Annotated in this window: 14 protein-coding genes; 5 read left to right on the top strand and 9 right to left on the bottom strand. The window is 38.1% G+C overall.

Features of this window, described 5'->3' with window-relative positions; translation table 11 throughout:
* Positions 1–92: 92 nt before the first annotated feature.
* Complete coding sequence (locus ACTJKC_RS19125; protein WP_440794415.1) at positions 93–1,211, top strand: alpha/beta hydrolase; 1,119 nt, start codon at positions 93–95, stop codon at positions 1,209–1,211.
* 81 nt (positions 1,212–1,292) lie between these two features.
* On the opposite strand, the gene ku is transcribed toward ACTJKC_RS19125, so the two are convergent.
* The gene (gene ku / locus ACTJKC_RS19120; protein WP_344853777.1) at positions 1,293–2,063 is read right to left on the bottom strand and encodes a non-homologous end joining protein Ku; all 771 of its coding nucleotides are present in this window, start codon (positions 2,061–2,063) and stop codon (positions 1,293–1,295) included.
* Positions 2,064–2,192: 129 nt separating this feature from the next.
* Here ku and ACTJKC_RS19115 point away from each other — a divergent pair, with 129 nt between their 5' ends.
* Positions 2,193–4,463, top strand: a complete 2,271-nt coding sequence (locus ACTJKC_RS19115) for a glycosyltransferase (protein ID WP_440794412.1) — start codon at positions 2,193–2,195, stop codon at positions 4,461–4,463.
* 848 nt (positions 4,464–5,311) lie between these two features.
* Here the strand turns inward: ACTJKC_RS19115 and ACTJKC_RS19110 are convergent.
* The gene (locus ACTJKC_RS19110) at positions 5,312–6,784 is read right to left on the bottom strand and encodes a glycoside hydrolase family 130 protein (RefSeq protein WP_440794410.1); all 1,473 of its coding nucleotides are present in this window, start codon (positions 6,782–6,784) and stop codon (positions 5,312–5,314) included.
* A 146-nt stretch (positions 6,785–6,930) separates the two neighbouring features.
* Between ACTJKC_RS19110 and ACTJKC_RS19105 the strand changes: the two genes are divergently transcribed.
* Positions 6,931–8,007, top strand: a complete 1,077-nt coding sequence (locus tag ACTJKC_RS19105) for a sensor histidine kinase (protein ID WP_440794408.1) — start codon at positions 6,931–6,933, stop codon at positions 8,005–8,007.
* Here ACTJKC_RS19105 and ACTJKC_RS19100 read toward each other — a convergent pair.
* On the bottom strand, positions 8,000–9,091 hold the full coding sequence (locus tag ACTJKC_RS19100; RefSeq protein WP_440794406.1) for a metallophosphoesterase: 1,092 nt from the start codon (positions 9,089–9,091) through the stop codon (positions 8,000–8,002). The genes ACTJKC_RS19105 and ACTJKC_RS19100 overlap by 8 nt on opposite strands.
* 330 nt (positions 9,092–9,421) lie before the next feature.
* On the opposite strand from ACTJKC_RS19100, the gene ACTJKC_RS19095 reads away from it, so the two are divergent.
* On the top strand, positions 9,422–10,624 hold the full coding sequence (locus ACTJKC_RS19095; protein ID WP_440794404.1) for a DUF763 domain-containing protein: 1,203 nt from the start codon (positions 9,422–9,424) through the stop codon (positions 10,622–10,624).
* Between the two features lie 1,146 nt (positions 10,625–11,770).
* Here the strand turns inward: ACTJKC_RS19095 and ACTJKC_RS19090 are convergent.
* Positions 11,771–12,772 (bottom strand): PorP/SprF family type IX secretion system membrane protein, encoded by a 1,002-nt coding sequence (locus ACTJKC_RS19090; RefSeq protein WP_440794402.1) that lies wholly within the window; start codon positions 12,770–12,772, stop codon positions 11,771–11,773.
* The gene (locus ACTJKC_RS19085) at positions 12,769–15,165 is read right to left on the bottom strand and encodes a hypothetical protein (protein ID WP_440794400.1); all 2,397 of its coding nucleotides are present in this window, start codon (positions 15,163–15,165) and stop codon (positions 12,769–12,771) included. Before ACTJKC_RS19085 ends, ACTJKC_RS19090 begins: the two co-directional genes overlap by 4 nt.
* A gap of 424 nt (positions 15,166–15,589) precedes the next feature.
* On the opposite strand from ACTJKC_RS19085, the gene ACTJKC_RS19080 reads away from it, so the two are divergent.
* Complete coding sequence (locus ACTJKC_RS19080; protein WP_440794398.1) at positions 15,590–16,000, top strand: organic hydroperoxide resistance protein; 411 nt, start codon at positions 15,590–15,592, stop codon at positions 15,998–16,000.
* Between the two features lie 190 nt (positions 16,001–16,190).
* Here the strand turns inward: ACTJKC_RS19080 and bioB are convergent, their stop codons facing one another.
* The 4 genes from bioB to ACTJKC_RS19060 all read right to left on the bottom strand — a co-directional run bounded on the left by bioB (position 16,191) and on the right by ACTJKC_RS19060 (position 19,281).
* Positions 16,191–17,192, bottom strand: a complete 1,002-nt coding sequence (gene bioB / locus ACTJKC_RS19075; RefSeq protein ID WP_440794396.1) for a biotin synthase BioB — start codon at positions 17,190–17,192, stop codon at positions 16,191–16,193.
* 100 nt (positions 17,193–17,292) lie between these two features.
* A complete protein-coding gene (gene mgtE / locus ACTJKC_RS19070; RefSeq protein ID WP_440794394.1) occupies positions 17,293–18,642 on the bottom strand; it encodes a magnesium transporter in 1,350 nt (449 codons plus the stop codon).
* Between the two features lie 92 nt (positions 18,643–18,734).
* A complete protein-coding gene (locus ACTJKC_RS19065) occupies positions 18,735–19,037 on the bottom strand; it encodes a type II toxin-antitoxin system RelE/ParE family toxin (RefSeq protein ID WP_344853789.1) in 303 nt (100 codons plus the stop codon).
* On the bottom strand, positions 19,030–19,281 hold the full coding sequence (locus tag ACTJKC_RS19060) for a type II toxin-antitoxin system ParD family antitoxin (protein ID WP_344853790.1): 252 nt from the start codon (positions 19,279–19,281) through the stop codon (positions 19,030–19,032). Before ACTJKC_RS19060 ends, ACTJKC_RS19065 begins: the two co-directional genes overlap by 8 nt.
* Between the last annotated feature and the right edge of the window lie 27 nt (positions 19,282–19,308).

Below are 19,308 nucleotides of genomic sequence, written 5' to 3'. Positions count from 1 at the left end.
GTTAAATTCTAAAAAGTTGTAAGGCCGTAAAAACACTTATTTGATTGATACTGTTATAGAAACATATTCAAATAAAACATAAAAAATAACCTATGAAAACCCACACATTAAAACTTAGCGCAGTAATATGCGGCATGGCAGTTTCGCTAGCGGCGTGTACGAGCAACACAAAAACAACAACTACAACAGATTCGACCATAATTGATTCTACCGCAGCGGCGGGCTTAAAACCTGCAGGACCGGCACCTGAATGGGGTAAAACCATAAAGCCGGAAATGCAAACGGTGATTGAAAAACTGGCCAGTTATGGTGATAAACCAATTGAAACCTTAAGTGCTACCGATGCCCGTAAAAACCATACGCCAACAGATGCGGTAATGGACCTGGTAAAACAAAACAACATTACCATCCCTACACCAAAGGTTGATACCATGGGTAAAGATATTGATGTAAGCGGCGGAAAGATCCACTTGCGTGTTTACACGCCTAAAGAAGGAAAAGGCCCGTATCCATTAATCGTTTATTACCATGGTGGTGGTTTTGTAATCGCCAATTTAGATGTATATAATGCCTCTGCACAAGGCCTGGCCGAACAAGTTGGCGCTGTTGTAGTTTCGGTAGCTTATCGCCTGGCACCTGAAAACAAATTCCCGACAGCACATAATGATGCATTTGCAGCTTACGAGTGGGCAGTAAAAAATGCGGTAAGTTTAAAAGCCGACCCAGCTAAAATTGCTGTTGTAGGTGAAAGTGCCGGTGGAAATCTAGCAGCTAATGTATCGATAATGGCACGCGATAAACACATTATGATTCCTGTACACGAAGTTCTGGTGTACCCGATTGCACAATCTGATATGAATACTGAATCGTATAAAATGTACGAAAAAGCAAAACCATTAAATAAAGCAATGATGGGCTGGTTTACAGAAAAATATTTAACTACAATGATTGAGGCGCAAAACCCAAAAATTTCATTGGTTAATGCCAATTTAAAAGGTTTACCACCAACAACCATTATTACTGCAGAAATTGATCCTTTACATGACGACGGTGTAATGCTGGCTGATAAACTGAAAGCTGCCGGCGTAAAAGTTGATAATAAAAATTATGAAGGGGTAACTCACGAATTTTTTGGAATGGCTATTTTGGTGCCGGAAGCTAAGGCTGCACAAGCTTATGCTGCAGACCAGTTAAAAGCTGCTTTTAAGTAAGATTTTAATTTAAACAACAAAACGGCGCAGATTTTTTATATCTGTGCCGTTTTTTATATATGGTAAAATTGCTTTTAACTGTTAAGCGCCTTTCTTTGAGCCTAAACTCTGCATTAACTGATCGTAAAGGTCATCACTTGTTGCTTTCTGAGGTTTCATCTTTTTAACTGTAGCCCGCTTACCTTTCGCTTTTGCCCTGATAATTTTTAACAATTCGGTGCTGTAATCATCTTTAAAGGCACTCAGGTCGAATTTTGAGCTGTATTGTTTAATTAGGGCTAAACCAACATCCATCTCTTTTTTGGTAATCGTAATATCATCTACTTTATTAATTTCTGATAAACTTCTGATTTCCTGTTCAAACCTGATCTTGGTAATCACAATTACGTTTTCCATCGGATGGATTACACAAAGGTTTTCGGTATTTCGGAGTACAAATCTTGCAATACCGGCTTTCCCCGATTTTTCTAAAGCTTTTAATAATAAACCATAAGCTTTTTTACCCTGTTTCTCTGGTTCGGTATAATAAGAAGTTTCGTAATAAACCGGATTAATTTCTTTCAGATCCACAAAGTTTTCGAGCTCAATAATTTTGGTTTTTTCCGGAGCTGCTTCTTCAAAATCATGTTTGTCCAGTACAATATATTTGTCCTTTAAAAAATAGCCTTTCACTATTTTCTCGTAAGGTACTTCCTTGTGGGTGTTTTCATTTACCCTTAAAAATTTAATTTTTGCATGATCGCGTTCGTCGAGCATGTCTAAATCGAGGTTACTGTTTTGTACACCTGAAAACAGCTTGATTGGGATGTTTACCAAACCGAACCCGATAGAACCTTTCCATATTGATCTCATCGTAGTTATTGTTTACCTACTAACAACAGCCTAAATGAGATTGTTTTGGCTTTTATTAAGCATAAATTGAGGAAATCACAAACTATTTAGATTATACGATGTTATTTAAGTATCAACCCTATTTGAAATATGAAAATAGCCTATATATCTACCTACCCTCCACGCGAATGTGGTTTGGCTACTTTTAACCAAAACCTGGTTAATGCATTAAGTTTAAATCCTGCCTATAATCCACAAAACAGTTTTGTTGTTGCATTAAATGAGTCTGATGATGTAAATGAACATCAGTACCCTGATGAAGTAAAATTCGTTATCCGCCAGCAAAATCAACAGGATTATATCGAAGCTGCTAATTTTATTAATAACAGTGATGTAGACAGCTGCATTATCGAGCATGAATTTGGTATTTATGGCGGTAACAGTGGTGTATTTCTGTTATCGTTAATCAACAGGTTAAAAAAGCCATTTATTACCATTTTGCATACAGTTTTAAAAGAGCCGAGTTTTATGCAGCAAACCATTATTAAGGAGATTGCCTTAAAATCATCCAATATTGTGGTAATGAGCAAAAAAGCGGTAATGTTTTTAACCAGCATTTATCAGATCCCAAAAACATCGATTAAATTAATAGAACACGGCGTACCCGATTTAGAACCGGTACCAAATAACGAAATTGCACAGAGCGAATTGTTTAAAGGTCGTAAAGTGCTGTTTACTTTTGGATTGATCAGCAGAAATAAAGGCTTAGAAACTGTAATTAAGGCTTTGCCCGAGATTGTAGCCCAGCACCCTGACGTTTTATATGTGATTCTGGGCAATACCCATCCTGGTGTGGTTAAACATAATGGCGAAGAATACCGCGATAGCTTAAAGGCATTGGCCAAAGAGTTAGGCGTAGAAAATAACATTGCTTTTGTAAACAAATTTGTTTCCGAAAATGAACTTCACCAATATTTAACCGCTTGTACTTTATACATTACGCCTTATTTAAATGAAGCGCAAATTACCAGTGGTACTTTATCTTACGCCATTGGCGCCGGTGCAGCAGTAGTTTCTACCCCTTACTGGCATGCACAAGAACTTTTAGCCGATAACAGGGGAAAACTGTTCGATTTTAAAAACGATGCGCAACTGGCAAACATTGTAAACGAACTTTTAAGCGATCAGGATAAATACCAAAAACTTAAGCAAAATGCTTATGAATATGGTTTAAACCTGCGCTGGCCTGCCATTGGTTCGGTGTATCTTAATGTATTAAATGAGGCGGTAACCGCTGGAAAAAAAGCAGAAAGAATTACTCCTCCTATTATCGATGTAGAAAGTATGCCGGCCTTAAACCTGAACCATATTTCTTTATTGACCGATGATACCGGCATTATACAACATGCAAGATTCGGCATTCCGAATTTAAAGGAAGGATATTGTATAGATGATAATGCAAGGGCTTTGATTATGGCATTAATGGCTACAGAGCAGGGCGAAAACCCAAAAGCATTAAAATTTATGCCCGTGTACCTGAGTTTTATCCAGTACATGCAAACAGATAACGGAAACTTCAGGAATTTTTTAAGTTTCAACCGTAATTACCTGGACGAAGTAGGTTCTGAAGATTCTTTCGGGCGTACCATTTGGTCTCTTGGATATTTGGTGTCCAGTGCTCCTAATAACTCTTACCGAGAATTTGGAAGGGAATTATTTTCACATTCTATTCCGCATTTTAAAAACCTGAAATACATCAGAGGTAAAGCAAACACCATTATTGGTCTGGCTTATTACCTGTGTGCACATCCCGGCGATGAAATGATTATTAAAGAAATTAACCTGCTGGCCAGCTCACTTGTAGCGTCTTATAAAGCGCACAAAGATGGCGACTGGCATTGGTTTGAAGATATCCTTACCTATGATAACGCGATATTGCCTTTAGCATTACTTCACCATTACGAGGTTACCGGAAATGCAACATCATATAAAATTGCGATGGAAAGCATTGCATTTTTAAATAGTTTCTCTTTCGAAAACGGATACCTTAATCCGGTTGGAAACGCAGGCTGGATGAAAAAACACGGTAAAAATCCAGTTTACGATCAGCAGGCTTTAGAAACCATGGCTATGGTTTTACTTTACGCCAAAGCTTTCGAGATTACTAAGGATGATCAATACCTCAATTTAATGCATACAAGTTATCAGTGGTTTTTAGGTAAAAACAGCCTGCACATTCCATTATACGATTTTGAAACACATGGTTGCGCCGATGGCTTACAGTTTAACAGTGTAAACAGAAATCAGGGGGCTGAAAGTACGCTGGCTTATTTTATTTCACATCTGGCTATCCTGAAAGCCGCAGAAGCTGAGTATGAAACACTGTCTTCCCCCTTGGTAGAAGCAGATAAATACAATTAATACCAAATTGTCTTGGAAATATAAAAGGCTGGTTCAGAAATGAATCAGTCTTTTTTAATAAATAAAAACTTTAGAGTTGAAGTTGGATGGTTAAAGTGCGAGAATGCATTACTTCGTTTCATTAAATAGTCGTTATAATTTTGAAAATCAGGGTTTGGTACGCTTCGGTTACAACAGTCCTGCTATCACTGCAAGTCCTCACTCATGGCTTCGCTCCGGGCTTTCCGTTCTATCAGGTTTATTTAACCTGGGCTTCATGTTCTTAGGATATTAGATTATACTATATCGGTCTCTCCAAAACTAACAAAATGGTCTGTGAGGACACAGACCATGGAAATAGATTAATAATCCCTTGTCCTCGGGCTGTGTCCTCACAGAACGAAATTTTGATTACAATAAAGATGGTTTGTGAAGACACACACTATGGAAAAGACTGAAATTTGATTGTAACAAAAAATGGTCTGTGAGGGCAAAGATATGGAAATAGATTAATACCCTTGTCCTCGGGCTGTGTCCTCATAGAACGAAATTTTGATTATAATAAAGATGGTTTGTGAAGACACACTATGGAAAAGACTGAAATTTTGATTGTAACAAAAAATGGTCTGTGAGGACACAGACCATGGAAATAGATTAATATCCCTTATCCTCGGGCTGTGTCCTCACAGAACGAAATTTTGATTACAATAAAGATGGTTTGTGAAGACACACTATGGAAAAGACTGAAATTTTGATTATAACAAAAAAAGGTCTGTGAGGACACAGACCTTGGAAATATTTTATAAAACCTGCGAGGTTTAAATATACTTAAATTCATTGCTCTCGCTGAAACAAGAAATTATCATGATTTATTTCTCGTTATTCTCCAGCAATTTATTCAATAGCAACTCTAGATTTACCGTTGCAAACGAAGAACTGTAATCTGATAATCCATAAGGAATAATCAGTTCACCATTGCTAATGATCGATCCGCAGGAATAAACTACATTGGGCACATAACCCTCACGCTCATCGTTATTCGGGATGATTAAAGGCTCTTTTAAATGACCGATCTCTATACTCGGGTCATCCAGATCCAGCAAACTTACACCAATGCAATACCGTCGCATCGGGCCAACGCCGTGGGTAATTACAATCCAGCCTTTATCCGTTTCAATAGGCGAACCACAGTTACCAATCTGTACCAGTTCCCAATCGTAACGCGGTTGTTTTAAAAGGACTGGATTTTCCCACACATTCACCTTATCCGAAAACATCAGGTAATTGTTCCAGCCATCTATCCTGCTCATCATTACATATTTACCTTTAATTTTACGCGGAAATAAAGCCAGATTTTTATTCTGCGCACCATCTCCATAAAGCGGAATTACCTTAAATTCGTAAAAATCTTCAGTTTGTACCAGTTTAGGGATAATTAAAGAGCCATCAAAAGCGGTATAAGTTGCATAATATAAGATCTTACCGTCGTCCTTAATAAATTTCACAAAACGGGCATCTTCAATCCCTTTACGTTCAAATTCAGAAATCGGAAAAATCACCCGGTCCGAAATGTCGGTATCTTTTGAAAAACTGATGGTATGGTAAGTATCCGACAGCCAAAGAACTTTATCGTATTCGATCAAACGTGTTGGATTTTCCTTATACAAACTTTTCGAATCTTTAATAATATTGCTCAAACTGGTATATTCAAATTTATCGTCCAGTTTTGCTTCTATTTCTTCCAGCACCGAAGGATCTATCTGCGCATAAGCTGCCTTTTTGAGAAAAAGCTTTTTAACATAGATGGCATTTTTTACAACTTCCGCCTCATCAACATAATTCCCTACAGGTAAAACCTGGATATTGTTGTTTTTATCGATCAAAGCACGGCGGAAAACAATTGAAGAAATGTGCCCCTCACCTACAGCCCTGAAACTGATAATTACCCGTTTTTCGCCTTCCACCAGGTCGGTTTGATCAGGATCATCAACAATGCTCGGGTTAAAAAATGCTGCCGATTCTATTGAATACTCGTGTGTAAAATAGGCACCAATAAGCAGTCTGGTATATTCATCTATATCTTCAAATTCGGTACCCAGTGCAATAAACTGTTTTTTTAACTTTTTGCAATGACGGGTTAAAATCTTGGTGATGTTCCGGTGCCTTTTAGAATACTCCTGCAAAATAGGAGAAATCAGCGAGAACACTTTCTCGTCCGAAAACTCTAAAACCTTTCTAATTACTTCTAATGCTCTCTCCTCTCCGTTGAAAAAAAAACGGGCAATAACTCTTTTCGTATCCGGATTAACCTTAACCGGTTTACGCTCTATGTATAATCTCATCGTTTAAGCTGTTTTGGTAGTAATTTTACGTTTTTCCGCACTGTTTACTGCAAAATATATTAACGGAATTTACGACTTAATTGTTTACATTATTATCATAATCTTTACCTTTAGTTTTTCATTCTTATCCTATTAAAAAGGCCTTAATGCAGATCGATCAAGCAGAAAACAACCCTCAGTCTAATGAAACTTTGCGTTTAGCAAAATTGAGCTATTATGATATCCTGGATACACCGGCCGAAAGTGCTTTTGATCAGCTAACGCAGCTGGCAGCAGCAATTTTTGAGGTTTCTAATGCAGGTATCAGTTTTCAGGCAGATGATCAGGTATTTGTTAAATCGCAAATCGGTTTACCGCTGACCGATCAATTTGCTTTTTTTGCCAGCGCGCCGATTAGAACGCCTGATGGATTTGATATCGGCCAGATTTACGTAGCCGGAGATGCGCCTGAAAAGGCAATGGAAAAGCAGCTCAATATGCTTAATTTAATGGCTGCCATGGTTGTTGAAAAACTTGAATCGAGAATTGCAATCAGGAAAACATTCAGGGCTTATGATGACCGTTTGCATGTACTGATTCACGACCTTAAAAACCCCATGACTACCATTTCGTTGCAATCTGAACTTCTGGGAAGGATCCCTGGCGTTGATGAAAGGGCATCGGTAATTGCGGGAAAAATCAACGCACAATCTAAAAGGATGATCGATAACCTGAACGGGATATTAAGTACTGCACGCAAAGAAGCCAACTCTTTTAAGCCTAAGAAAACGGAGGTTGACCTGAAAGAAGTGCTTGAAAATGTAAAACTCGATTTAGATTTAAGTATAAAACGAAAAGCTCAGAATATTTCTATCCACATTGATAATCCGCTAAAAATATTTGGGGATCCTGATAAGCTTAAGATTCTTTTTAACGAACTGATTAATAATGCTATTAAATTTTCGCCTAAGGGTGGAGAAATCATCATATCACATCAAATAGCCGAAAATGAAATTACAATTGCAATAAAAGACCATGGTGTGGGTTTAAAAACTGAAGATCTGGATAAAATTTTCCTGAAATTCCCGCGATTGAGCGCAGTAGCTACCGGGCGTGAAAATGTTTATGGTTTAGGTTTGATCACGGCAAATGCCCTGGTAGAAATCCATAAAGGAAAATTAAGGGTAGAAAGTGAAGGGAAAGACTTAGGGACAACTTTTTTTGTTTCGCTGCCCATTAAATAGATTCGAATAATTCGCTTAATTTCATTTCTTCAAGCAGTACCCTTTCTGGTACTGCATTTTTATGGTATGACCATTTAATCAAACGGATAAAACCATTTTCGATCTCAATTCCGGTAATATCGCCATCACTAAAACAACAGCAGCCACTGTTAAAATACCAGGGCTTGTATTTGCCAAGTCGCGGCGGCTTATCTTCTTCTTTGATCCTTTTGTGCAGTTCTTCATTTAAAAAAGCAAGCTCATCTTTATTTTTGGTTTTTTTCGCTTGTTTTAATTTCACATAAATTCTTTCCAGATGTGTTAAAGAGGCGAAAACCGGCTGGTGTGTATGCCCGGTAATTAAAGCCATATTTTCCTGTTCAGCTACCCAACTGTACATCATGGCATTATGCGCGGTTTTAAGTTGATTATCGTAAGCAGGTGTATTTGGATTAATTTGGAGATAGGCTTGTAGAGGTGCCCAGATTGTGCTCACAAACCATTTGCTAAACCAGTTTCCATCGCTCTGCAAATCACCCTGATGTCCGTGGGTGAGGAAAATATCTAGCTGGCCCGCCCCTGTTTTTATTCTAAGGATGGCGCCTTCATAAATTGGGATTTTTTTCCCGTAAATCCTGTTGAGGTTAAAGCCAGCCAAAGGATCGTTGTCCCAATACAAATCGTGGTTTCCGAATATTTTAGTGAAGCGGTTTTGAGCGATAAAAGCTTTTTCAGCCTCGAAAGTATTTTTATTATGCTTAATTACCGATTCAAGCAGATTTTCCCACAGTTCTTCACTATCACCCAAGTTGATATAGTGAAAATCATCCTGATTGTAATATTCGAGCGCTTTCAGGTAATTTTTTTCTGCCAGCGAGAAATCATCGGCATAATTACGGGCACCTTTATGCTGATCGGATAAAACGATAAATTTATCTGCATCGGTAATTTCAAAAATCAAACCGCGTTTGCCAGGTTCCTGATTAATGGTTTTGTAAAGTTTGCTTAAGGCATCGTGAATACGTTTACGGTCGGGTCTCGAGCCAAATTTATTCGACATGCGAATGATCCAGGCACTGAGTAAGCGTTGTAAGAATTTCCGCATGTATAAAAATGAATTATTACGATTAATAACGTTTATAAATTAACAAAAAATATTGCTAATCGTTTTTTATTGCGTCATTGCTAACTTAATCACGAATCTTAAAACCATAGCAAATTGCTAATATCTGAGCGCTTAAACGAATCTCATATATCCTATACGGTTATAATTGTTAATCACCTTTTTATAACTTAAACCATATAAAGCAATTAAGAAAATATAAGCTCGTATAGCTTTATACTATTAATTTTTTAAAAAGATTCTTTATAGCTTTCATTAGTTTCCCCATTCAAAATTAGTTTTATTAAATTCATTTTACTAAATTTGTTAGTATTGAAAAGATCAGGAAACGCAGATTTACCCCTACATTATGGCCATGTACCACCTTGGCTGGCTAAACGCATGGCCACACTTGGCCTGGCCATCACAGAAGCTATTATTGCAGAATATGGAAAAGCTGAGGTAATCCGCCGCTTAAGCAGCCCGTTTTGGTTTCAAAGTTTAGGAGCCGTAATGGGTATGGACTGGCATTCATCAGGTATTACCACATCTGTAATGGGCGCTTTAAAGAAATCCATCAATCCCCTATCAAAAGAACTGGGCATTTACATCTGTGGAGGAAAAGGAAAACACAGCAGGGAAACGCCAAATGAACTGTTAAGAATAGCAGATAAAACGGGCTTAAATGGTACCGAACTGGTGCGTGCTAGTAAACTGAGCGCCAAGGTAGATAATACGGCTATTCAGGATGGTTTTCAGTTATATCTTCATAATTTTATTCTAAGCAGCGATGGAGACTGGGCGGTGGTACAGCAAGGCATGAGCGATAGCAGCTCGACAGCAAGAAGGTACCACTGGCATTCTGAAAATTTAAAATCGTTTGTGGAAGAACCACATACGGGCATTTGTGGCATTAATCAGGGTAAAATTTTAAACCTAACCTCAAATGATGCTGATAAAACCCGGCAAAGCATGATGAGCATCACAGCCGAATCGCCGGCGCGTATGCTGGGTGAAATACAAAATCTGGTGTTGCCCAATCATCATGATGTGAGATCGAAAGATATAGATTTAAAACGCCTGGGCAGTATTCTATGGCTTGCACAGGAAAAGAAACCAGGTGATTTTGAAGAATTGTTATTGCTGGAAGGCATGGGCCCGAGAACGTTACAATCAATGGCTTTGGTAAGTGAAGTGATTTACGGTACACCCTCACGATTTTCTGACCCTGCCCGTTACTCTTTCGCCAATGGCGGAAAAGACGGACACCCATTCCCTGTACCTGTAAATGTGTACGATGAAACGATAAAGGTTTTAAGAAATGCGGTAGAAAAGGCAAAAATAGGCAACTCAGATAAACAACAGGCAATAAAATCGTTGCATCAAATTGCCCGCAATGCGGAAAAAGATTTTGTACCTAATATGGATTTTGAAAAGGTTATCCAAAAAGAACGGGCCGAAAGCTGGAAATATGGCGGAAGAACAGTTTTCGGTAAAGAAAAGCCACCGGGTAATGAGCAGTTGAAGCTGTTTTAGAGATGGGTGACGGAAAATGTAATAGGGATAATGGGGAGTAAAATCACCAGATTCAATTTTAAATGATCAATAAAGTCAGAGGTCAGATGTCCGGAAGTCCGGAGATATAGAGCAGAGGAAAACGATTTTAGCAAAACTTTGCGTTTTAGTAAAAAGCCACGGAGGCTCAGAAAACACGGAAGATAAATTCTTAATGGTCCTAATGGTTAGTAAAATGGATAAAGTCTGGGGTCAGATGTCCGGAAGTCCGGAGATATAGAGCAGAGGAAAACGATTTTAGCCAAATTTTGTGTTTTAGTAAAAAGCCACGGAGGCTCAGAAAACACGGAAGATAAATTCTTAATGTGCTTAATTTCTTAATGGTTAGTAAAATGGATTAAGTCCGGGGTCAGATGTCCGAAAGTCCGGAAATATAGTGCAGAGGAAAACGATTTTAGCAAAACTTTACGTCTTAGTGAAAAGCCACGGAGGCCCGCAAAATACTGAAGATAAATTCTTAGTGTGCTCAATTTCTTAATGGTTAGTAAAATGGGATTAAGTCCGGGGGTCAGATGTCCGGAAGTCCGGAGATATAGTGCAGAGGAAAACGATTTTAGCAAAACTTTGCGGTTTAGTAAAAAGCCATGGAAACTTGGAAACATGGAAGATAAATTCTTAATGTTCTTAATGGTTAGTAAAATGGATAAAGTCCGGGGTCGGATGTCCGAGAGTCCGGAGATATAGAGCAGAGAAAAACGATTTTAGCAAAACTTTGCCTCTTAGTAAACAGCCACGGAGGCTCAGAAAACACGGAAGATAATTCTTAATGTCCTTAATTTCTTAATGGTTAGTAAAATGGATTAAGTCCGGGGTCGGATGTCCGAAAGTCGGGAGATATAAAGCATAGAAAGACGATTTTAGCCAAACTTTGCGTTTTAGTAAACAGCCACAGAGACTCGGAAAACACGGAAGATAAATTCTTAATGTGCTTAATTTCTTAATGGTTAGTAAAATGGATTACGTCGGGGTCGGATGTCCGAAAGTCAGGAGATATAGAGCAGAGAAAAACGATTTTAGCCAAACTTTGCGCCTTGGTACAGTTGTTATTGAAGATAATGGTAATGATGGCTCAGAAACATGATCTATAAATTTATAAAACAACAACCCCTAAAACCTGGGGCAAGGCACTTTAAAACCTTTAAAATTATTATGCCGGTAAATGAATGACAGTTCGTAAGTACGCGGCGTAGCGCTCAGCAATTTGCTCCCATAAACCGTGTAATTCATTCCGGCGCTGATGTTTCCCATGGCCACGCCAATATACGGATAAAATGAAGCTTCGTTAAATTTGTACCACATGCCAAAGTTTAGCTTCATTTTGGTTTCATCACCGGGTTTAAGTCCCAAAACAGTCCCAAAAATCATATCTCTATTATTTTTTTGGGCATTATACACGCCTGTTACATTTAAATCAATATTGTTATTTAAAAGATAAAGTAACCCAAAATTAACGGTTTTCCGTGCCGATACAATATCGGTACTATTGCTTAAAAGCGCTTCCTGGGGCTTTGTAAGGTGATATTGTGCATAACCAACAGCAAAACTCCAATAATCAAAACTGGCAGCAAAATTGGCCCCGATATTCAGGTCGAAATATGATGTTTTATCATTTTTTAAATCAAGATAATTAGGCATAGCGCTGTTAAAACCTCCGTCGCCATTATATTGAGAAGCAAAAGTAAGTTTATTATAATCCAGATACTTCGAAACATACGAAACCTGTGGCGCCAAACCAAATTTAAACCGGTGCCCCTCATCCATATACTGATAATAAGAAACACTTGCACTGATATATTGCGATTTTAAGGCTTTATTTAAAGATTCGTCAAACAATCCGCTCAAACCCAAACTGAAATAACTATTGGTAAAATTTTCATCTTCTACCAGTTTTAAATCACCTGAAACACTATAGGTATTATATGGATCACCAAGATTGCCCCATTGTTGCCTGGTATTGGCAGCTACACGGTAATCACCATCAAAAAAGCCCGTAAATGCCGGATTTAAAGTTAAAGGAGCCGCGAAATATTGCGAAAACTTCGGATCCTGTGCCGAACAGCATATTGTAGCCAGGCACAAAAATAAAATGAGTAGCTGTCTATGCATCATAATATGAGTATGGTTTTTCCTTTTGATTGAAATTTACCTCCAAATGTGTCAATGCCTTCTGCAAACCACGAAAAAGTTTCCAGGGGTTGCATCTGGCTTTTAAACTGCCCGTCCCAGCCTCCGTTGGCCAACGAGTCGCTTTGGTACACCAAAATTCCCCATTTGTTATACACTTTAAAGCTGATCAGTTTCTGGATGCTCACCAAAAATGGATATAAACGGTTATTGGTATCTTTTTGAGGGGTAAATGCCGTAGGAACAACAATTTTAGGTTGAGGCAAAATATCAACTTCTATTGGTGCTGATGCTAGACATCCGCTTTCGTTCCGGATAGAAATATAATAAATACCTGCTTTGTTCACCTTTGTAGGATCAGCTACAGGACGTTTTAAGTAGGCGTCTTCAAAATAGCCCGCCTTTATAAATGCGCTGCTTCCTTTGGTAATTTCTGAAGAAGTTAAATCTATAAAACCATTATCAAAAACTGCTTTGGGCTTATGCAGCACTAAAACCGGAGCGGTATTAAAGTTCACCTGAACTTTACCGGTAGTAAAACATCCGCCATCATTTTCAGCTTTAATATAATAAATACCTGCTTTTGCAATAGTTTTAGGAGAGGTAACCTTATTCGTCAATGCCGCATCGTAAAAAAACGAATACTTTAAATTTTCCGTTGAACCAATGTAAAGTGCCGGATTGGTAATATCTACCTGATCAGGATAACAGGCCACTTCAGGGTTTTTAAGCTGGAGCACAGGAAGATCATTAATCACAACTTCTATTTTATTGCTAACCGTGCATCCTTCTGCATTAATTGCTTTTACATAATAAGTACCCGGTTTATCAATATGTGACGGATCGGTAAGCAGAGTGCTCAGTTCCCGATCTTGATAAAAACTGTACTTAAAGCTTGCATCACTGCCCGAAAAATTTTCTGCCGATGTAATATCTACCGTTAACGGAATACATACAGGTTTAGGATTGGTCACTTTTAAAATGGGCTTATCTTTAACGGTTACCTCAATAGAAATGATTTTGCTACACCCCATTTGGTTGGAAAGCCTGATAAAATACCTGCCCGTTTTATTAATATGCTGTGGATCTGAGACGATTTTCGTTGCTGCTTCATCTGCAAAATACGATCGGCTAATCCCTTCTAAATTACCCATATACAATGCTGAATTTGTAATATCGACACTTTCCGAATAACATACCGCCTCCGGATTTTTGGTACTAATATTTGCCGCGTCGAATACCAAAATATCAACCGGAACAGCACTTTCGCAGCCTTTGTTATTGGTGCTTTTAATATAAAAAGTTTTATCGGCTGTTATTTTAACATGGCTATTTATAAGCTTGCTTAAATCTTTATCTTCATAAACCAGATAAGTAAAACCTTCCGATTTATTCAGAATATATTTTGCATCCAAAAGATCAATTTCAGCACCCTGGCATACCACATCTTTTTTTAAAACTTTAAGCTCATAATCTATTCCGTGAATTACAGTACTTACTGTACTTGGGCAGCCAAAACCGGTGTAAGGGACTAAATCGAGCAGAATGCGGGAGCCGTCGGCAGGTTTAGGTTTAATATTAATCGATTGTCCGGAACCATAATTGATTGTACGGTCGGCGCTATACCAATTGTAGGTTTGGTAGCCACCCGGGCCAGATAAACCAACCGCATCTGCACTGGCACAATAAGTATTGCCGGTAATTAAATCTCCGTAAACATTATTAATATCTATGTAAGCATAGCCAAAATGCTGCCCTCTCGAACAATCGGTACTGATAAATTCGACAAGCAGTTGCTTGCCCTGATAGCCTGATAAATTAATGGTTACAGGCGACCAGTCTTTATAAATAACACTTTCGTACTCCGCGGATTTTTTGAAACCCGGCAATGATGAAGTAGCTACATATTCGAATGATGCACATGGAATGTATTCATTCTTCTCTACATCCTTTATTCTGGCAATAAAACGGGGCTGCTCAAAAGGTTCGTGATCTGGATCTTCTAAAACAACTGCATATTGATAAGTTAATGTAAATTCAGGCCGATCGGCGGGAACAGTCATCAGGTAAGATATTCCGTCAATCTGCGCACCGGTAACATTATTTCCCAACTTAACCGAATAGTTTCCGCCAGAAGGTGGAATCAAATGAAAACCACCATAAGGATCAACCAGGTTTTTATTGCTGATGATCGTATGTCTGCCTGAAATCGGTTTGGGCAACTCATTCATTGTGACTACATTCTGATTGTTTTCAATCGAAATTGTGCCGGCATAAATCTTCCAGTTCTGAAAATTTCCATTTTCAAATCCAATATTCTCCGGAGAGGATTGCGCACATAATTTAGATGGTATAGCGAAACTTGCTATAAGCAACATCAGAAACAATCGATTTAACAACGGGATGATTTTAAACAGTAATGATATAAAAATATCGTTTTAGTATGTTCAACGCTTTTGTGTCAAGATAAAGCCATACTTTTTTACACGAAACCTGATACCGATATATGAGTATTATAAACGATAACTTTCACCGGGTCTATAGGATATTAAACTATAATCGATTGATTTTTAGGCGCATTAAAATTATCCTAGCCTATCCTATAATAATTGGCATACGGATTTCTATCGGATTTTCAACTGAATAAAAACTGATGAAATACCCGTTTTTTTACATGAAATGACCAAAAGATATTCATAAAATTGTCATATATACGGTTTAGAGTATGTTTAAGCAGTCTTTCCACTATATAAAACAAAGACAACTATAAATTGTTAATCTAAATCAATTAAGAATATTATTATGGAAAAGCTATATACAGCTGAAGTTACAGCTACTGGTGGAAGAGACGGACACGTTAAATCGAGTGACGGGATTTTAGATTTCGAATTAAGAAAGCCAAAAGAATTGGGTGGACAAGGTGGTGCAACCAATCCTGAAGAATTATTTGCTGCAGCATGGGGACCATGTTATTTAGGTGCCTTAGGTTCAATAGCCGAACGTGAAGGTGTTGATGTTAGCGACGCAAATGTTAAAGTACTGGTTTCATTCAATAAGGATGGAAATGCATTTGCACTTTCGGCAGATCTGGATGTACATATTCCCGGAATATCACATGAAGAAGCACAATCTTTAGCCGATAAAGCGCACAGGGCCTGCCCATATTCTAAAGCAACAAAAGGAAATATTGAAGTAAGGGTAACGGCGGTTTAATTAAAAGCGGCGTCATCCCGACTGAAACGTCACGAATATCCAGGAGAGAGAGATCTTGCGATACATATTGATTTCCTGTGTTACGTCAGTTATTTCTAATTGACGCAAAAGCAAAAAAGTCCCGGTTAAAATTTAACCGGGACTTTTTCGTTTTTCAGATGGTTACATCTGACAGCACAATTATTTTGAATTAAACAGCTTCTTCTGCAATTCTTGTATTTGCCGGGCGACCATTTTTAAAGGCATCGCGGGTTTTTAAGCCTAATAATTCAAACATGGCCATATCATCTACAAAAGCAGGATTTGGCGTAGTTAATAACTTATCGCCTGCGAAGATAGAGCTAGCCCCTGCCATAAAACAAAAAGCCTGCTCTAAAGTGCTCATCTCATTTCTACCTGCAGATAAACGTACTACCGAATTTGGCATTACGATACGCGCTGTAGCAATCATCCTTACCATATCCCAGATTGGAACACGTGGCTGATTTTCCAATGGTGTGCCTTTTACCGGAACCAAAGCATTAACCGGCACGGATTCAGGGTGTTTTTCCATGTTTGATAAGGTTTGCAACATCGAAACACGATCTTCTACTGTTTCACCTAAACCAATAATACCACCACTACAAACTGTTAATTTTGCTTTACGCACGTTTTTAATGGTGTTTAAACGGTCATCGTAAGTTCTGGTAGAGATGATGCGTTTATAATCATCTTCAGAAGTATCGATATTGTGATTGTAAGCATATAAACCGGCATCTGCTAAACGTTGCGCCTGGCTTTCGGTAAGCATGCCCAGAGTACAGCAAACTTCCATATCCATATCATTTACGGCTTTAACCATTTCAATTACACGGTCAAAATCGCGGTTATCGCGTACTTCGCGCCATGCAGCACCCATGCATAAACGTGAGGCGCCACCTTCTTTAGCTTTTACAGCAGCGCTAACTACATGGCCAACCTGCATTAAAGGCTGTACTTCTAAATCGGTATGGTAACGGGCAGCCTGCGGGCAATAGGAACAATCTTCGGCACAGCCTCCGGTTTTGATCGAGATTAATGAACTTACCTGAACTTCATTATAATCTTTATTTTCTCTATGGATACTTGCAGCTTCGTAAACCAGGTCCAGAAATGGCCTGTTGTAAATTTCGTATATTTCTTCTTTTGTCCAATCGTGTCTTGTTGTTTGCATGTGGATCAGATTTTACAGATTTAATTTTATGTAGTCTTAGTTAATTAACAGGCGCTTTATTTAGTCTTTCGAGTATGACGTCCCAAAATCCTAAACCTGATTATAATAAAAGTTTACTGGCCAATCCTAAAATTAAAAGGAAACCAAAAACGTCGGTAAAAGTAGTAATAATTATAGAGGATGCAATGGCAGGATCTATACCTACCCTTTTTAAAATAAGCGGAATACCCGCACCTGTGATGCCTGCAATAATCAGATTACCCGTCATAGCCAGGAAGATAACCAGGCCAAGCATCGGGTTTCCATCAAAAAAGAAAGCAAAAATAAATACGATTAATCCGTTTGATGCACCATTAATTAAGCCTACGGTAAACTCTTTTAAAACTGTCCGGTAAGCCTGTTTATCCGTTAAATCGTAAAGTGAAATACGCCTGACCGTTACAGCAAGTGCCTGGGTAGCCGCATTTCCGCCCATTCCGGCAATAATAGTCATGTAGGCCGCCAAAGAAGGAATTAATTTGATAGTTGGATCGAAATAACGTACTACTGATGATGCTAAAAAAGCTGTTCCAAGGTTAATGATGAGCCATGGCAAACGCGATTTTACTGCTTCTACCCAGTTACCGCTCAATTCCTCATCCTCAGATACCCCTGATATTTTCAAGATATCTTCGGTACTTTCTGCCTCCATAACATCGATCACATCATCAAAAGTTACCCGTCCAAGTAATTTTTGATGTTCATCAATTACCGGAATACTGGTTAAATTGTATTGGGAAATCAGGTTGGCAACCTCTTCCTGATCGGTATCGGGATGAACATAAACCGCATCTTCCTTAACCAGTTCGGTTATTTTGGCATTGTGTTTGGCTTTGATAATGTCTTTTAACGAAACAATTCCTTTAAAAATTTCTTCGTCATCTACCACATAAATGGTATAAAACTCTTCCATTTCCTCACTTTGACGGATAATCTCGTCTATCGCATCTTTTTTTGTGAGGTTGATGTTTACACAGATCAGTTCTGTGTTCATCAAACCACCGGCAGTTTTTTCGTCGTAGGTTAAAAGATTACGGATTTCGGAGGCATGATCTTCGGTAAGATCCTCCAGAATTTCTTTCTGCTCATGATCTTCCAGCTGGGAAATGATGTCTGTTGCATCATCGTAATCCAGCTCCTCAACAATTTCGGTACGTTTATCGGGGTGAAGTTCAAAAAGTAAATCTTCGGGGTGCGATTCTTCATCCATTTCCGAAATAATTTCGGAAGCGATCTCTGCCGGAAGCAGATTGATGATATGCCGCTGTTCAGATTTATCCAAACGTTCGAACAAAATTGCGATTTCTGAGGCATGATATTCCTCTAAAACTACTTTTAAAGTTTCATCGCCGGCTAAAATTGCATTTTTAACCTTGAGTACGTCGCTTTTATCTATTTCGAATGACTGCATCTATAACCTAACCAAAACGCCCTAAAGCTACAAATATTAAAAATTGAATTTTTACAATAAGTGATTTTTAATACTAATCATTTACAGTGTAATTAAAATTCTGACAATTTAGCTCCTAAATCCATCTTAGCGTGTAAAATCCTAACTATTTCGATTTCTCCATTCTCGATTATCAGATAGAAAATGATATGTTCGCCGGCTTTAAATCCTAATACATTTTGGTTTGTCTCCTTATAATTTCTACCTATTTCAGGTTTCTTTGCAATCTGAGTACAAAATCCAATGAGTAGCTTATAATATTTGTCTGCTTGATTTTCAGACCAAACATCATAAGTATAATTCCAAATTTCACTTAAATCTTCAATCGCTTTTCTACTAAGAGAGAAACTAGCCATTTTCCCTCTTTTTGGCTTTCAACATTTCAAGATGTTTTTTAGGATCAAAATCCTTCACCGTTCCGCTATCAAGTCCTGCCTGAAGTGCTTCTTTTAAAATTTTGATTTTATTTTCTTCATCTTCCAATAATCTTAACCCTGCCCGAATAACTTCACTTGCATTTTTAAATCTTCCTTCAGAAATTCTTTCATCAACAAAATTTTCAAAATGATCTCCTAAAGCCATAGATGTATTTCGTCCCATCGTTTTAATATTAAAATATTACTAAAG

The sequence above is a fragment of the Pedobacter sp. 22226 genome, assembly GCF_052045455.1.
Classification (GTDB): Bacteria; Bacteroidota; Bacteroidia; order Sphingobacteriales; family Sphingobacteriaceae; genus Pedobacter; species Pedobacter jeongneungensis.
This window is presented reverse-complemented; position numbering and strand designations above follow the sequence as displayed.

Excerpts from the sequence above, each read along its gene's own strand:
- ACTJKC_RS19125 (WP_440794415.1), top strand. The coding sequence starts at position 93 with ATGAAAACCCACACATTAAAACTTAGCGCAGTAATATGCGGCATGGCA.
- ku (WP_344853777.1), bottom strand. The coding sequence starts at position 2,063 with ATGAGATCAATATGGAAAGGTTCTATCGGGTTCGGTTTGGTAAACATC.
- ACTJKC_RS19115 (WP_440794412.1), top strand. The coding sequence starts at position 2,193 with ATGAAAATAGCCTATATATCTACCTACCCTCCACGCGAATGTGGTTTG.
- ACTJKC_RS19110 (WP_440794410.1), bottom strand. The coding sequence starts at position 6,784 with ATGAGATTATACATAGAGCGTAAACCGGTTAAGGTTAATCCGGATACG.
- ACTJKC_RS19105 (WP_440794408.1), top strand. The coding sequence starts at position 6,931 with ATGCAGATCGATCAAGCAGAAAACAACCCTCAGTCTAATGAAACTTTG.
- ACTJKC_RS19100 (WP_440794406.1), bottom strand. The coding sequence starts at position 9,091 with ATGCGGAAATTCTTACAACGCTTACTCAGTGCCTGGATCATTCGCATG.
- ACTJKC_RS19090 (WP_440794402.1), bottom strand. The coding sequence starts at position 12,772 with ATGATGCATAGACAGCTACTCATTTTATTTTTGTGCCTGGCTACAATA.
- ACTJKC_RS19085 (WP_440794400.1), bottom strand. The coding sequence starts at position 15,165 with ATGTTGCTTATAGCAAGTTTCGCTATACCATCTAAATTATGTGCGCAA.
- ACTJKC_RS19080 (WP_440794398.1), top strand. The coding sequence starts at position 15,590 with ATGGAAAAGCTATATACAGCTGAAGTTACAGCTACTGGTGGAAGAGAC.
- bioB (WP_440794396.1), bottom strand. The coding sequence starts at position 17,192 with ATGCAAACAACAAGACACGATTGGACAAAAGAAGAAATATACGAAATT.
- mgtE (WP_440794394.1), bottom strand. The coding sequence starts at position 18,642 with ATGCAGTCATTCGAAATAGATAAAAGCGACGTACTCAAGGTTAAAAAT.
- ACTJKC_RS19065 (WP_344853789.1), bottom strand. The coding sequence starts at position 19,037 with ATGGCTAGTTTCTCTCTTAGTAGAAAAGCGATTGAAGATTTAAGTGAA.
- ACTJKC_RS19060 (WP_344853790.1), bottom strand. The coding sequence starts at position 19,281 with ATGGGACGAAATACATCTATGGCTTTAGGAGATCATTTTGAAAATTTT.